The following is a 14876-nucleotide window of genomic DNA, read 5'->3' as shown; positions in this document are numbered from 1 at the left end:
GTTACGCAACGTCTTCGTACTGCGGGACCGGGTTGCGGAAGCTTTTGGTTACGCAGGCCAGGTAAACCAGACCAATACCGCCCCAGATCAGGCCCAGAATCATTGAGCTCTCTTCCAGGTTCAGCCACAGCGCACCTACGGTCAGCGCACCGCACAACGGCAGGATCAGGTACTGGAAGTGATCTTTCAGCGTTTTGTTACGCTTCTCACGGATCCAGAACTGTGAAATCACCGACAGGTTAACGAAGGTAAAGGCCACCAGCGCACCGAAGTTAATCAGCGCCGTTGCAGTAACCAGGTCAAAGTTAATCGCCAGCAGGGCAATCGCGCCCACCAGCAGCACGTTCCAGGCCGGGGTGCGCCATTTCGGGTGCACGTAGCCAAAGAAGCGGCTCGGGAATACGCCGTCGCGGCCCATCACGTACATCAGGCGGGAAACGCCCGCGTGCGCCGCCATGCCGGAGGCCAGTACGGTAATGGTCGAGAAGACCAGCACGCCGAACTGGAAGGTTTTACCCGCCACGTAGAGCATGATTTCCGGCTGAGACGCATCAGGATCTTTGAAGCGGCTGATATCCGGGAAATAGAGTTGCAGGAAGTAGGAAGCCACGATAAACACCAGGCCGCCAATCAGCGCCGTCAGGAAGATCGCTTTCGGGATCACGCGCTCGGCGTCTTTGGTCTCTTCCGAGAGAGAAGAGATGCCGTCGAAGCCCAGGAACGAGAAGCACAGAATGGTCGCACCGGTGATCATCGGTACCACGTGCGCGCCTTCTGACCAGAACGGACGGGTGCTGGTCAGCGTACCCGCGCCTTCACCGTGCGCCACGCCGTACACAATCAGGCCGACGATAGCCGCCACAATACCCATCTGCAAGATAACGATCAGGGTGTTGAAGTTAGCAACGGATTTAATGCTGCGCAGGTTCGAGATGGTCATAAAGGCCACCAGCGCCACCACAAAGATCCACGACGGCACGCTGGGTACCAGCGCTTCGAAGTAAATTTTAGCCAGCAGAATGTTGATCATCGGCATGAACAGGTAGTCCAGCAGCGACGACCAGCCCACCATAAAGCCCACGGCCGGGCTAATGGATTTTTGGGCATAGGTGTAGGCTGAGCCAGCGGACGGGAAACGACGCACCAGTTTACCGTAGCTCAACGCAGTAAAGAGAATAGCCACCAGCGCAAACGCATACGCGGTCGCGACATGACCATCGGTCAGACCAGAGACAATGCCGAACGTATCGAACAGCGTCATCGGCTGCATATAGGCAAGACCCATCATAACAACCGGAATCAACGTAAGCGATTTACGCAGTTCCACGCGAGAGGTTTTTGGAGTAACGTTATGCGACATGGTCAGCCCCCATTACGGCGAATGCCGTCGCAATAGCAAAAAATTGCCCCATTTTGTTTCTTTCCTCAGCGACAACGACTGTCGGTTTTTAAATGTGTATCTATCCGGTACGAAGCCCGGCCTCTTGGTTTTAAATGACGTTTTGATGCAAAAAAATAACCGACGCGTTTAACGTCGGTTAGTGTCATTTTTTGCAGGCGACATATTTTGCCCCAAACTGAGGCGCGATGACAAGATGGCATACACCCATCAGGCCATCTTTTTTAACTCACGCCCGATTCACGGCCACTCACCGGTTTGTAAACGCCAGCGATCGCACTATTTGCTAAAATTTCCGTGCACCACCAGCCGCTTGCCAGCCCTGCTGTCTGCTCATTCCAGCCAATCCATACCGGTTCGCTTGAGATGTGCGCCACTACCTGTTTCTCTACCAGCGCGCCGCTGTTTAAAAACGGCTGCGCCAGATAGCGCGGCAGATAACCACAGCCAAGACCGCCAATGAGCAGATCCAGTTTAGCCTTAAAATCAAAAACCGCGATCACCTCCTGATCCTCCAGCAGTAGCTGGGAGCGTGAGCAGCCCGGTCTTGCCTCCCCTACTACGATAGCGCGATGGCGTTTGATCTCGCGCCGGGGCAGCGGCTCTGCCACCAGGGCCAGCGGATGGTGAGCGGCGACGGCAAACACCTGATCCAGACTGCCGATCCTGGCAAAGCCAAACCCGCTCAGTGAGGGTGGGTCGTGCAGCGCACCCACAATCACGTCGGCCCGCCCCTGAATGAGCGCCTCCCACGAGCCAGACAGCACGCCGTTGATAAATTTTAGCCGAGTCACGTTGTGCTGCTGATAAAAGGTGTCGATAAGCGGTAGCAGCAGCGAGAAGGGAAAAGTGTCATCCACGCCAATGGTAAGCTGGTTCTCCCAGCCCTCGTTGAGCTTAATTGCCTGCTTCTCTAGCTCGCGCACCGAGTGCAGCACCTCTCGCCCCTTCTCCAGCAGCATCTGGCCAGTGCGGGTAAAGGTTGCCCGATGGCCGCTGCGGTCAAGAAGCTGGATGTTGAGATCGCTCTCCAGCTTATGCACGGTATAGCTCAGCGCAGAGGGGGTTTTATAGAGCTTCGCCGAGGCCGCAGCAAAGCTGCCCTCTTTTTCGAGGGCATCAAGGATAACGAGAACATCCAGCAATGGTTTCATGTTCGCCCCACAGGGTGTGCGACCAGTCCCCAGGCTGCTGCCCTATTCCATCGGCATGATCAGCGGATCGGGATACTGATACTCGAACCCTAATTCATTGGTGATGCGGCTCCCGTCAACAAGCTTGCCCTTGCTGCCCGCGTCGCTGTCGGTAAACTGCGGCGGTGCCAGGCCCAGCTGGCGTGCCATCACCGGGTAAAATTCGGATCGCGCAGGGTGCTTAGGCGCGCAGAGATTGTAGATATGGCCGCCCTTCGGCGACTGCAATAGCAGCGTAATCGCGGCGATAACGTCTTCCAGATGCACCAGATTAACGCCCTGGCTGCCGTTGGGTGCCGTTTTACCGGCGAAGAAGCGCCCCGGATGGCGGCCCGGCCCGACCAGCCCGGCCAGACGAAGGATATCCACCGAGGTGCCTGGCAGGTTGTGCAGCCACTCCTCCAGCTCTTTCAAGGTTTGCCCGCTGTGGGTCACCGGTTGCAGCGGCATGCTCTCTTTGACGTTGCCCTCAGCGTTACCGTATACCGAGGTCGAGCTGGTAAAGATAATGCGCGGAATACGCCTCGCCAGCGCGCTGTCGACAATCTCCTGCACCGCCTGCAGATAGAAGGTATCCCCGCTGCCGCTCCGTCGGGCGGGCAGCGTGACCACCAGCGCATCTACGTTCATCAGCGCTTCCAGGTCGTCAGCGTCACACACCAGCTCCGGCTCGAGCTTCAGCGGATAGCTTTCAATACCGCACATGCGCGCCGCCTCAACGCCATCCTGGGTGGTTTTACTGCCGGTAACCTGCCAGCCCTTTGACTGCAGCGAGAGCGCCAGCGGCATCCCCAGCCAGCCTAAACCGACAATCGCGACTTTTTTCATCCTTAATTCTCCCGGCTTTCATACGTTAGGATTAAGGCTACGCCAGGCAACGGCAACTGACAATTCTGAAGGCAACATGAAATGATGTAATGATGAAAAAAAGCCCTTGCTTTCAGCGGGCAAAGTGGTTTAGGTTAATTGACAAGACATGAATAAGCATTCATTGGAAATTTTATGACACGCGTTCAATTTAAACACCACCATCATCACCATCATCCTGACTAGTCTTTCAGGCGATGTGTGCTGGAAGACGTTTGGATCTTCCAGTGGTGCATGAACGCATGAAAAAGCCCCCGGAAGATCCTCTTCCGGGGGCTTTTTTTTGAACCTAATTCAGGCAGGATAAGAGGATAAGTAGAATGTTAGATAACTCCCGTTTACGCATAGCTATGCAGAAATCTGGCCGTTTAAGCGATGATTCACGCGAACTGCTGGCCCGCTGCGGCATTAAAATCAATCTGCACACGCAGCGCCTGATTGCGCTGGCAGAGAACATGCCCATCGATATTCTGCGCGTGCGTGACGACGACATTCCGGGGCTGGTCATGGACGGCGTGGTGGATCTCGGCATTATCGGTGAGAACGTGCTGGAAGAGGAGTTGCTGACCCGTCGCGCGCAGGGCGAAGACCCACGCTACTTTACCCTGCGCCGTCTCGATTTTGGCGGCTGCCGCCTGTCGCTGGCCACCGCCGTTGACGAGCCGTGGGATGGCCCGGCGGCATTGAACGGTAAACGTATCGCCACCTCCTATCCGCACCTGCTGAAGCGCTACCTCGATCAGAAAGGCGTCTCATTTAAATCCTGCCTGCTCAACGGCTCGGTGGAAGTGGCCCCGCGTGCGGGCCTGGCCGATGCCATCTGTGACCTGGTCTCAACCGGAGCGACCCTTGAAGCCAACGGCCTGCGTGAGGTCGAGGTGATCTACCGCTCGAAAGCCTGCCTGATCCAGCGCGACGGCGAGATGCCAGCGGCCAAGCAGCAGCTGATCGACAAGCTGCTGACCCGTATTCAGGGCGTCATCCAGGCCCGTGAATCAAAATACATCATGATGCATGCCCCGACCGAGCGTCTGGACGAGGTGATTGCCCTGCTGCCGGGTGCTGAGCGCCCGACCATCCTGCCGTTGGCGGGCGATCAGCAGCGGGTGGCGATGCACATGGTCAGCAGCGAAACGCTGTTCTGGGAGACCATGGAGAAGCTGAAGGCGCTGGGGGCCAGCTCTATTCTGGTGCTGCCGATTGAGAAGATGATGGAGTAATGGTCATGAGCTTCAATACCGTTATCGACTGGAATGTATGTAGCGACGAGCAGCAGCGCGATCTGCTGATGCGTCCGGCCATCTCCGCCTCGGAAAGCATCACCCGTACGGTGGTGGAGATCCTCGACAATGTCAAAGCGCGCGGCGACGATGCCCTGCGTGAGTACAGCGCTAAATTTGATAAAACCGAGGTCGGTGCGCTCAAAGTGACCGCGCAGGAGATCGCTGACGCCAGCGCCCGCCTGGGAGATGATATCAAGCAGGCAATGGCCGTGGCGGTGAAGAACATCGACACCTTCCACCAGGCGCAAAAGCTCCAGCCTGTGGATGTGGAAACCCTGCCCGGCGTACGCTGCCAGCAGGTAACGCGCCCGATTGCCTCCGTGGGCCTCTATATTCCCGGTGGTTCCGCGCCGCTGTTCTCAACGGTATTGATGCTGGCCACGCCGGCGCGCATCGCGGGCTGCCAGCGGGTCGTGCTCTGCTCGCCGCCGCCGATTGCCGATGAGATCCTCTATGCCGCCAGCCTCTGTGGCGTGCAGGAGGTCTTTAAGGTGGGCGGGGCGCAGGCTATCGCCGCCCTCGCCTTTGGCACCGAATCGATCCCTTCGGTAGATAAAATTTTTGGCCCTGGCAACGCCTTCGTCACCGAAGCCAAGCGCCAGGTGAGCCAGCGGCTGGACGGGGCAGCGATTGACATGCCTGCCGGTCCGTCTGAGGTACTGGTGATTGCCGACAGCGGCGCAACGCCGGATTTCGTCGCCTCGGATCTGCTCTCCCAGGCCGAACATGGCCCGGATTCTCAGGTGATCCTGCTGACGCCGGACGCGCAGATGGCCGCCGCGGTCGCCGACGCCGTTGAGCGCCAGCTGGCCGAGCTGCCCCGTGCCGAGACCGCGCGCCAGGCGCTGGCCGCCAGCCGCCTGATCGTCGCGAAGGATCTGGCCCAGTGCGTGGCTATCTCTAACGCCTACGGCCCGGAGCACCTGATTATTCAGACCCGCGACGCCCGCTCGCTGGTAGACAGCATCACCAGCGCGGGATCGGTGTTTCTCGGTGACTGGTCGCCGGAGTCGGCGGGTGACTATGCCTCGGGGACCAACCACGTGCTGCCGACCTACGGCTATACTGCCACCTGCTCCAGCCTCGGGCTGGCGGATTTCCAGAAGCGCATGACGGTGCAGGAGCTCTCCCGCGAGGGCTTCTCCGCGCTGGCGGCGACCATTGAGACCCTGGCGGCGGCCGAGCGTCTGCACGCCCACAAGAATGCCGTTACCCTGCGCGTTAACGCCCTCAAGGAGCAAGCATGAGCATCGAAGAATTAGCGCGCGAGAACGTGCGAAACCTGACGCCCTACCAGTCCGCTCGTCGCCTGGGCGGCAAAGGCGATGTCTGGCTGAACGCCAACGAGTTTCCTACCCCGGTGGCCTTTGAGCTGACCCAGTCGTCGCTCAACCGCTACCCGGAGTGCCAGCCGAAAGCGGTGATTGAGGGTTACGCCCGCTATGCCGGTCTGCAGCCGGAGCAGGTGCTGGTCAGCCGCGGCGCGGACGAGGGTATCGAGCTGCTGATCCGCGCCTTCTGCGAGCCGGGCAAGGACGCAGTGCTCTACTGCCCGCCGACCTACGGCATGTACAGCGTTAGCGCCGAGACCTTCGGCGTCGAGGCGCGCACCGTTCCGGCGCTGGAGAGCTGGCAGCTCAATCTGGAAGGCATCGCCGCGGCTCTCGATGGGGTGAAGCTTATCTATGTGTGCAGCCCCAACAACCCCACCGGGCAGATTATCGACCCGCAGGATATGCGTGCCCTGTTAGAGATGACCCGTGGCAAAGCGCTGGTGATTGCCGACGAGGCCTACATTGAGTTCTGTCCGCAGGCGACGCTCAGCGGCTGGCTGACGGACTATCCGCACCTGGTGATCCTGCGTACGCTGTCGAAAGCCTTTGCGCTGGCCGGTCTGCGCTGCGGTTTTACCCTCGCAAGCCAGGAGATCATCGCCCTGCTGCTGAAGGTGATTGCCCCCTACCCGCTCTCAACTCCGGTCGCCGAGATCGCCGCTCAGGCCCTTTCGCCTGCGGGCATTGAGGCCATGCAGGGACGGGTCGCGCAGATCCTCAATGAACGCCGCTACCTGGTCGAGCAGCTGCGCACTATTTCCTGCGTAGAAACGGTATTCGATTCAGAAACCAACTATATTCTGGCGCGCATCACCGCCTCCAGCGCGGTATTTAAATCCCTGTGGGATCAGGGCATTATTCTACGTGACCAGAACAAACAACCCTCTTTAAGCGGCTGCCTGCGGATCACCATCGGTACCCGGGAAGAGAGCCAGCGCGTCATCGACGCCCTACGTGCGGAGCAAGTATGAGCCAGAAGTACCTTTTTATTGACCGTGATGGCACCCTGATTAGCGAGCCGCCGAGCGACTTTCAGGTCGATAGCTTTGAAAAGCTGGCCTTTGAGCCAGACGCCATTCCGGTGCTGCTTAAGCTGCAGGCGGCGGGCTTTAAGCTGGTGATGATCACCAATCAGGATGGACTGGGCACCGCCAGCTTCCCGCAGGAGCACTTTACCGGCCCGCACAACCTGATGATGCAGATCTTCACCTCCCAGGGCGTGGTCTTTGACGAGGTGCTGATCTGTCCGCACCTGCCCGCCGACGAGTGCGACTGCCGTAAGCCGAAGGTGAAGCTGGTTGAGGCTTACCTTGCTGACGAGGCGCTGGATAAGGCCAACAGCTACGTGATTGGCGATCGGATGACGGACGTGACCCTTGCTGAAAACATGGGTATCACCGGCCTGCGCTACGACCGCGAGACCCTTAACTGGCGCGCCATTGGCGACCAGTTGACCAAACGCGACCGCTATGCCCACGTCGAGCGCAAGACCAAAGAGACGCAGATTGACGTGAAGGTGTGGCTGGATCGCGAAGGCGGCAGCAAAATTAATACCGGCGTGGGCTTCTTTGATCACATGCTGGATCAGATTGCCACCCACGGCGGTTTCCGCATGGAGATTCAGGTCAAGGGCGATCTCTATATTGACGATCACCACACCGTGGAAGATACCGGTCTGGCGCTCGGCGAGGCGCTGAAGCTGGCCCTCGGCGACAAGCGCGGTATCAACCGCTTTGGCTTTGTTCTGCCGATGGACGAGTGCCTGGCCCGCTGCGCGCTGGATATCTCCGGGCGTCCGCACCTTGAATACAAGGCCGAGTTTACCTACCAGCGCGTGGGCGACCTGACCACCGAGATGGTTGAGCACTTCTTCCGCTCGCTCTCCTACACCATGGCCGTCACCCTGCACCTGAAGACCAAGGGCAAGAACGATCATCACCGCGTAGAGAGCCTGTTTAAGGCCTTTGGCCGTACGCTGCGCCAGGCGATCCGTGTGGAAGGCGATACCCTTCCCTCCTCGAAAGGAGTGCTGTAATGAACGTGGTGATCCTCGATACCGGCTGCGCCAACCTGCACTCGGTGACATCCGCGATTGCCCGCCACGGCTATGACCCGGTGGTGAGTCGCGATCCGGACGTGGTGCTGCGCGCCGATAAGCTCTTTTTACCTGGCGTAGGGACGGCGCAGGCCGCGATGGATCAGATCCACCAGCGCGAGCTGGTCAACCTGATCCGAGCCTGCACCCAGCCGGTGCTCGGGATCTGCCTCGGCATGCAGCTGCTGGGCAGCCGCAGCGAAGAGACCCACGGCGTTGAGCTGCTGGGGATTATCGATGAGCCGGTGGTCAAGATGGAGGACGTCGGGTTGCCGCTGCCCCACATGGGCTGGAACCGCGTCTACCCGAAAGCGGGCGATCGCCTGTTTCGCGGCATTGAGGACGGGGCTTACTTCTACTTCGTGCATAGCTACGCGATGCCGGTGAACGCCCAGACCATCGCCCAGTGCCACTACGGCGCACCCTTCACCGCTGCCGTACAGAAAGATAACTTCTACGGCGTTCAGTTCCACCCGGAGCGCTCCGGCGCGGCGGGCGCGCAGCTGCTGAAAAACTTCCTGGAGATGTAATGATTATTCCAGCGTTAGACTTAATTGATGGCACGGTAGTACGCCTGCATCAGGGGGACTACGCGCAGCAGCGCGACTACGGTAACGATCCGCTGCCCCGCCTGCAGGGCTATGCTGCCGAAGGCGCAGAGGTGCTGCATCTGGTCGATCTGACCGGGGCGAAAGATCCGGCCAAGCGGCAGATCCCGCTGATTAAAACCCTGGTGGCTGGCGTCAACGTGCCGGTGCAGGTCGGCGGCGGGATCCGCACGGAAGAGGACGTTGCCGCCCTGCTGGCGGCGGGCGTTGCCCGTGTGGTGGTCGGATCGACGGCGGTAAAATCCCCAGAGATTGTTAAAGGCTGGTTCACGCGCTTCGGCGCAGAGGCGCTGGTGCTGGCGCTTGACGTACGCATTGACGCCGAGGGCGTGAAGCAGGTGGCGGTCAGCGGCTGGCAGGAGAACTCCGGCGTCTCACTGGAGGAACTGATTGAAACTTATCAGCCCGTTGGCCTGAAGCACGTTTTGTGCACGGATATATCCCGCGATGGCACCCTGGCCGGCTCTAACGTCTCGCTGTATGAAGAGGTATGCGCACGCTATCCGCAGATCGCCTTCCAGTCCTCTGGTGGCATCGGCGGGCTCCAGGACATCTCCGCCCTGCGCGATACCGGCGTACGCGGCGTGATCGTAGGCCGGGCGCTGCTGGAAGGCAAATTTAACGTAACGGAGGCGATCCAATGCTGGCAAAACGGATAATTCCCTGTCTGGACGTGCGCAACGGCCAGGTAGTAAAAGGCGTGCAGTTCCGCAACCATGAGATCATTGGTGAAATCGTGCCGCTGGCGAAGCGCTATGCAGAGGAAGGCGCGGACGAGCTGGTCTTTTACGATATCACCGCCTCCAGCGATGGACGCGTCGTGGATAAGAGCTGGGTTTCCCGCGTAGCGGAAGCGATCGATATCCCCTTCTGCGTGGCGGGTGGGATTAAATCCGTTGACGACGCGGCGCAGATCCTCTCCTTCGGCGCGGATAAAATTTCCATCAACTCACCGGCCCTGGCCGACCCGGAGCTGATCACCCGCCTCGCCGACCGTTTTGGCGTGCAGTGTATCGTGATCGGCATTGATACCTGGTTTGATGAGGCTACCGGCAAGTATCACGTTAATCAGTATACCGGCGACGAAACCCGGACCCGCGTCACCACCTGGGAGACGCTGGACTGGGTGCAGGAAGTACAGAAGCGTGGCGCGGGTGAGATCGTGCTCAACATGATGAATCAGGACGGGGTACGCAACGGGTACGATCTTGTGCAGCTGAAGAAGGTGCGTGAGGTCTGCCATGTTCCACTGATCGCCTCCGGCGGCGCGGGAACCATGGAGCACTTCCTGGAAGCGTTCCGGGATGTGGATGTCGACGGGGCGCTGGCCGCCTCCGTGTTCCACAAGCAGATTATTAATATTGGTGAACTGAAAGCGTACCTGGCATTGCAGGGCGTGGAGATAAGGATATGTTAACAGAGCAACAACGCAGCCTGCTGGACTGGACGAAAACCGATGGGCTGCTGCCTGCCGTGATCCAACACGCGGTGTCCGGCGAAGTGCTAATGCTGGGCTATATGGACCAGCAGGCGCTGGCGAAGACCGAAGAGAGCGGGCTGGTCACCTTCTACTCGCGCACCAAGCAGCGCCTGTGGACCAAGGGTGAAACCTCCGGCAACGTGCTTAACGTGGTCAGTATTACGCCGGACTGCGATAACGACACGCTGCTGGTACTGGTCAACCCTGTCGGCCCAACCTGCCATACCGGCACCACCAGCTGCTTTAGTGAAGAGAAGAACCATCAGTGGTTGTTCCTCTATCAGCTGGAGCAACTGCTGGCGGCGCGCAAAAGCGCCGATCCTGCCAGCTCCTACACGGCGAAGCTCTATGCCAGCGGCACCAAGCGTATCGCGCAGAAGGTGGGTGAAGAAGGCGTAGAGACTGCACTCGCTGCGACCGTTAATGACCGCGAGGAGCTGACTAACGAAGCATCCGATCTGATCTACCACCTGCTGGTGCTGCTGCAGGATCAGGATCTGGACATGACGGCCATCATTGAGAATTTGAGAGCGCGGCACAAGTAGTGCCGCAGAGATAAAAAAAACCGGGCAAGCCCGGTTTTTTTATTACGCTTTCGGCTGGTAGTTTCGCAGCGCGTTGCGGGTGAGCACGTAGCCGGAGCCGAGAATGCCTCCCAACAAGATAGCTAAGATTAGCGTTAATGCACGTTTGGGGCTATCACGTCTTACCGGTAGATTAGGCTTCATAACGTAACGGTAGCTGTGCATGTTCGCCGGGTCGGGCTTCAGACGAGCAATATCTAACAGGTTTTTGCGCATCTGGTAGTAGCTCTCAGGAAATACGAGCGGACGCATCGACTCATTTTTAACCATCGACTCCAGTGCCTCGCTCCCTAATAAGAACATAGCATCTTGAGAGACATCCTGAATCTGCTGCACCTGTGGCGTTTTAATCTGTGACTCCTGCGCCACCTTCAGGGCCTGTGAAATTTGCTTAAGACGTAATTCTTTCTGCTCCTGAGCCACTTTTTCTTGAGTAGACAGCAAGGCCACCAGCTCGTCAGTTCTAGACTTCATGTTAACCGTCAGATCCTGATTCAATTCATCAGCGATTTGCTCATCAACCTGCTGTATATACTGCGCCAGCGTTTTCTGCGCGTTATCAGCAGAGTCACCCTGGTATGTTACTTTAAGGGGTAGTGCCTGCCCTTTGACTGCGGGATCGATAGTTAACTTTTCAGGATTTACCTGGTTTTCCAAGGTTTCAGACAAAGCAGAGAAGGCTGCACTGAAACGGCCAATCACACGCTGCTGAATATCATTGATATCGGTGCCGCTCAATACGCTCATAGCCGAGGTATAGCCCGTAATCTGCCCGGCATCCGGCATTGTAATAACAGCTGTGGATGTCCACTTCTCTTCAGTAACAGTTAGAAGCACTGCTGCTATCGCAAGGGTTAAAACCATGCAGACAGCGATCACCCATTTCTCACGCCAAAGCTGCAATACCAAATCAATGAAATCAATCTGTTCTAGGTCCTCGTTACGACTGGATCCATTATTGTGGTTCTGCGTCATACAATCCTTAAACGGTTAAAAGCGCAACATATGATTTCGATAGTGTATCGCTTACTGGCGATTTTTCTATAAGAATCCGTTGAGTTATGAGTAAAGAGGCGAAGTTTTGCTAACTCAACGCTTAGGAGTATGATGAGTTACGGTCTTTAGCGCTTAATGCATCAGATTGTTTGTAAACAAAGAGGCTTTTATGAAATTTCTTGTCACTAGGGCTGCAGGCTTTATCGGCTTTCATGCTAGCGAACGTCTTCTGGCTGCGGGACACCAAGTGGTCAGGATTGATAATCTGAACGATTATTGTGATGTGAGTTTTAAGCAAGCACGACTGTCGCTATTAGCATCAAAAAACATCACATTCCATAAGCTCGCTCTTGCCGATCACGAAGGTAAGGAGATGCTGTTCGCCGATGAGAAATTCAATCGAGTTACCCATCTGGCTGTGCACAAAAGGATGCACTATCCCCTGGAAAACCCACATGCTTATGCTAATGCCAACCTTATCGGCCACTTCAATGTGCTGGAGGACTGCTGCCATAATAAATTTCAGTATCTATCAGATGTTATTCCTCATACAGACGCGGAGTGGGCTGTTGAGACCGGAACACCTGCAACAAGCTCTGCGCCATACCACGTATACAACATTAGTAACAGCTCGCTTCCCAAATTAGTGGATTACATCACTGCATTGAAAGAGGTGTTAGGCACCACAGCAGAAAAAATATGTTGTCGATCCAGCTAGGCGATGTTTCGCAGATCAGCGCCGATACCAAGGCATTGTATAACGTGATTGGTTTTAAACCGCAGATATCTCTTAAGGACGGCATCAAGAACTTTGCTGACTTTTACAGACGTTTTATGAAATTTGATAGAATAGTTTATAATTAAATTAACCATCGTTTATTTGTGCGCTGAAAAACCGAATTAGCACATTTAAACGAGCTAATGTCAGCCAATTAAGAAAAGGTAACTATCATGAATAAATGTACGGGCGGACCAGACATTTTGCAGGCAGACTGGATTACAGGACGTACTATCAAACTCAGAAATGTACGGCCGGAAGATGCAGAGTTTATTGTAGCCTTACGGACAAATGAAAAAAAGGGTAAGTTTATTAGCGCAACATCCCAGGACATCAGTCAGCAAAAAGCTTGGATTGACAATTACTTGCGTAGTGAAGGCCAAGCTTACTTTATCATCACTGATCTGAACGATAGGCCCTTTGGCACTGTACGCTTGTATGATCGACAAGGAGATTCATTTTGTTGGGGGTCGTGGATCATCAACGAAGAGGCACCGTCGCACTATGCTATTGAATCGGCGTTACTAGTTTATTCCTATGCATTGAAGCTTGGATTCAAACGTGCACATTTTGAAGTCAGAAAAGGTAATGTTTCCGTAATTAAGTTTCATGAAAGATTCGGGGCCGTACGTGCAAGCGAAACAGAACAAGATATTTTTTACTCTCTGCCCAAAGAAAACATCTTAAGTTCCCTTAAAAAGTTCAAGAAATATTTACCTGAGGAAGTCAGGTTTGAGCGAAAATAATTTTTTGAAAGTTATTTTTGTTTAATGGCTTTTAGAAACAGAACATGGACAGTGTTTCAATATTATTCATCACACACTGTCCATTTCCATTAATTATTAGATAATCTAGTTACTGGCATTAATCACTACCGAATAAATCGCGAGTATATACCTTACTTGCTATATCCGCCAACTCTTCTGCCATCCGATTAGAAATAATGACGTCAGCTTCGTCTTTGAAGGCAGCTAAATCAGCCACGACTCGTGAATTAAAGAAGCGTTCCTCTTTCATCACTGGTTCATAAATAATAACTTCTACGCCTTTCGCTTTGATACGCTTCATAATGCCTTGGATTGAAGAGGCGCGGAAGTTATCAGAACCACTTTTCATTATCAGACGATAGACGCCCACTACCTTTGGCTGCCGCGCCAGAATAGCATCGGCAATAAAATCTTTCCGGGTGCGGTTAGCGTCAACAATCGCTGAAACAATATTGTTAGGTACCGATTTATAATTAGCAACTAGCTGCTTAGTATCTTTTGGCAAACAGTAACCGCCGTAGCCAAATGAAGGATTGTTATAATGATTACCGATACGCGGATCGAGACATACCCCTTCAATGATCTGTCGGGTGTTTAAACCCAGGCTTTCCGCATAGCTGTCTAGTTCGTTGAAGTAAGCAACACGCATCGCCAGATAGGTGTTAGCAAAAAGCTTAATAGCCTCGGCTTCGGTAGAGTCTGTAAAGAGAACCGGAATATCGGTTTTTATCGCCCCTTCAACCAACAGCCCCGCAAAACGCTCCGCACGAGGCGAACGCTCGCCGATAACGATCCGCGAAGGGTGAAGGTTGTCGTACAGGGCTCGTCCCTCACGCAGAAACTCCGGGGAGAAGATGACATTATCAATGCCCAGCAACTCTTTGATTTTTTGCGTGAAACCAACGGGAACCGTTGATTTGATTACCATAACCGCATTTGGGTTTATTTGATTAACATCTTTAATAACGGCTTCAACGCTGGTGGTGCAAAAGTAGTTAGTTTTCGGATCGTAATCCGTTGGCGTAGCGATGATGACATAATCTGCATCACGATAGGCATCGTACTTATCAGTAGTAGCGCGAAAATTGAGAGGCTTGGTTTTAAGATATTCCTCGATTTCTCTGTCGGCAATGGGCGATTTTTCCTGGTTCAGAAGATCTACCTTTTCTTGCACAATGTCAAGCGCAACAACTTCATGATTCTGGGCAATTAATATGCCGTTGGAGAGGCCTACATACCCTGTACCGGAGATAGTAATTTTCATACGTTTGACTTTTTCTCGTTAAAGAACGTAGTGCCTGAAAACAGCACAGCCAGTGAGTGGAACGGCTTTAACGATAACGATAGTAGGATTATAGTGTCAATACGGCAGACTCATATTCAGATAAGCTTCATAATCAGTAGCAAATACATACCTTTTTTAACAAATTACAATCAGACAAAATAAAAAAACCCGGTAAAAAAACCGGGTTTAAGGATAAATTTATAAATC

16 protein-coding genes, 1 pseudogene and 1 other annotated feature are annotated in these 14876 nt (G+C 54.9%); of the genes and pseudogenes, 11 read left to right on the top strand and 6 right to left on the bottom strand.

The window, feature by feature from the left end:
- Position 1 precedes the first annotated feature (1 nt).
- The 4 genes from EV102420_RS05775 to EV102420_RS05765 form a co-directional block, all read right to left on the bottom strand.
- Positions 2-1360: an APC family permease gene (locus EV102420_RS05775; protein ID WP_042389907.1), complete on the bottom strand. Its 1359-nt coding sequence runs from the start codon at positions 1358-1360 to the stop codon at positions 2-4.
- Entirely contained in the window at positions 1350-1412 is a 63-nt protein-coding gene (gene yoeI, locus EV102420_RS22855; RefSeq protein WP_103819469.1) for a membrane protein YoeI, read from the bottom strand. The genes EV102420_RS05775 and yoeI overlap by 11 nt, the downstream gene beginning before the upstream one ends.
- A gap of 211 nt (positions 1413-1623) precedes the next feature.
- Positions 1624-2553, bottom strand: coding sequence for a LysR substrate-binding domain-containing protein (locus EV102420_RS05770; protein WP_042389905.1), 930 nt, complete (start codon positions 2551-2553; stop codon positions 1624-1626).
- A 42-nt stretch (positions 2554-2595) separates the two neighbouring features.
- Positions 2596-3420, bottom strand: a complete 825-nt coding sequence (locus EV102420_RS05765; protein ID WP_042389904.1) for an SDR family oxidoreductase — start codon at positions 3418-3420, stop codon at positions 2596-2598.
- 174 nt (positions 3421-3594) lie between these two features.
- Between EV102420_RS05765 and hisL the strand changes: the two genes are divergently transcribed.
- The 9 genes from hisL (at position 3595) to hisIE (ending at position 10804) form a co-directional block, all read left to right on the top strand.
- Positions 3595-3645 (top strand): his operon leader peptide, encoded by a 51-nt coding sequence (gene hisL / locus EV102420_RS22010; protein WP_001364200.1) that lies wholly within the window; start codon positions 3595-3597, stop codon positions 3643-3645.
- Positions 3621-3744: a sequence feature (His leader region), on the top strand. It overlaps the preceding gene by 25 nt.
- 35 nt (positions 3745-3779) lie before the next feature.
- Entirely contained in the window at positions 3780-4679 is a 900-nt protein-coding gene (hisG, locus tag EV102420_RS05760; RefSeq protein WP_042389902.1) for an ATP phosphoribosyltransferase, read from the top strand.
- A gap of 5 nt (positions 4680-4684) precedes the next feature.
- Positions 4685-5989, top strand: coding sequence for a histidinol dehydrogenase (hisD, locus tag EV102420_RS05755; RefSeq protein WP_042389901.1), 1305 nt, complete (start codon positions 4685-4687; stop codon positions 5987-5989).
- Entirely contained in the window at positions 5986-7047 is a 1062-nt protein-coding gene (gene hisC, locus EV102420_RS05750) for a histidinol-phosphate transaminase (RefSeq protein WP_042389900.1), read from the top strand. Before hisD ends, hisC begins: the two co-directional genes overlap by 4 nt.
- Positions 7044-8111, top strand: a complete 1068-nt coding sequence (gene hisB / locus EV102420_RS05745; RefSeq protein ID WP_042389899.1) for a bifunctional histidinol-phosphatase/imidazoleglycerol-phosphate dehydratase HisB — start codon at positions 7044-7046, stop codon at positions 8109-8111. The genes hisC and hisB overlap by 4 nt, the downstream gene beginning before the upstream one ends.
- Positions 8111-8701 carry an imidazole glycerol phosphate synthase subunit HisH gene (gene hisH, locus EV102420_RS05740; protein ID WP_042389897.1) on the top strand — a complete coding sequence of 197 codons (591 nt, stop codon included), beginning with the start codon at positions 8111-8113 and terminating at the stop codon, positions 8699-8701. The genes hisB and hisH overlap by 1 nt, the downstream gene beginning before the upstream one ends.
- Positions 8701-9438: a 1-(5-phosphoribosyl)-5-[(5-phosphoribosylamino)methylideneamino]imidazole-4-carboxamide isomerase gene (hisA, locus tag EV102420_RS05735; protein WP_042389896.1), complete on the top strand. Its 738-nt coding sequence runs from the start codon at positions 8701-8703 to the stop codon at positions 9436-9438. Before hisH ends, hisA begins: the two co-directional genes overlap by 1 nt.
- On the top strand, positions 9420-10196 hold the full coding sequence (hisF, locus tag EV102420_RS05730; protein WP_042389895.1) for an imidazole glycerol phosphate synthase subunit HisF: 777 nt from the start codon (positions 9420-9422) through the stop codon (positions 10194-10196). Before hisA ends, hisF begins: the two co-directional genes overlap by 19 nt.
- Positions 10190-10804, top strand: a complete 615-nt coding sequence (gene hisIE, locus EV102420_RS05725) for a bifunctional phosphoribosyl-AMP cyclohydrolase/phosphoribosyl-ATP diphosphatase HisIE (protein ID WP_042389893.1) — start codon at positions 10190-10192, stop codon at positions 10802-10804. The genes hisF and hisIE overlap by 7 nt, the downstream gene beginning before the upstream one ends.
- Before the next feature lie 42 nt (positions 10805-10846).
- On the opposite strand, the gene wzzB is transcribed toward hisIE, so the two are convergent.
- The gene (wzzB, locus tag EV102420_RS05720) at positions 10847-11818 is read right to left on the bottom strand and encodes an LPS O-antigen chain length determinant protein WzzB (RefSeq protein ID WP_042389892.1); all 972 of its coding nucleotides are present in this window, start codon (positions 11816-11818) and stop codon (positions 10847-10849) included.
- Between the two features lie 190 nt (positions 11819-12008).
- On the opposite strand from wzzB, the pseudogene EV102420_RS21150 reads away from it, so the two are divergent.
- A pseudogene (locus tag EV102420_RS21150) lies at positions 12009-12703 on the top strand (GDP-mannose 4,6-dehydratase).
- An 87-nt stretch (positions 12704-12790) separates the two neighbouring features.
- A complete protein-coding gene (locus tag EV102420_RS05710; RefSeq protein WP_042389890.1) occupies positions 12791-13363 on the top strand; it encodes a GNAT family N-acetyltransferase in 573 nt (190 codons plus the stop codon).
- Between the two features lie 118 nt (positions 13364-13481).
- Here the strand turns inward: EV102420_RS05710 and ugd are convergent, their stop codons facing one another.
- Entirely contained in the window at positions 13482-14648 is a 1167-nt protein-coding gene (gene ugd, locus EV102420_RS05705; RefSeq protein WP_042389888.1) for a UDP-glucose 6-dehydrogenase, read from the bottom strand.
- Between the last annotated feature and the right edge of the window lie 228 nt (positions 14649-14876).

Source organism: Pseudescherichia vulneris NBRC 102420 (assembly GCF_000759795.1).
GTDB lineage: Bacteria > Pseudomonadota > Gammaproteobacteria > Enterobacterales > Enterobacteriaceae > Pseudescherichia > Pseudescherichia vulneris.
Note: the sequence above shows the minus strand (reverse complement) of the source record. Positions and strands in the feature narration are given on the sequence as shown.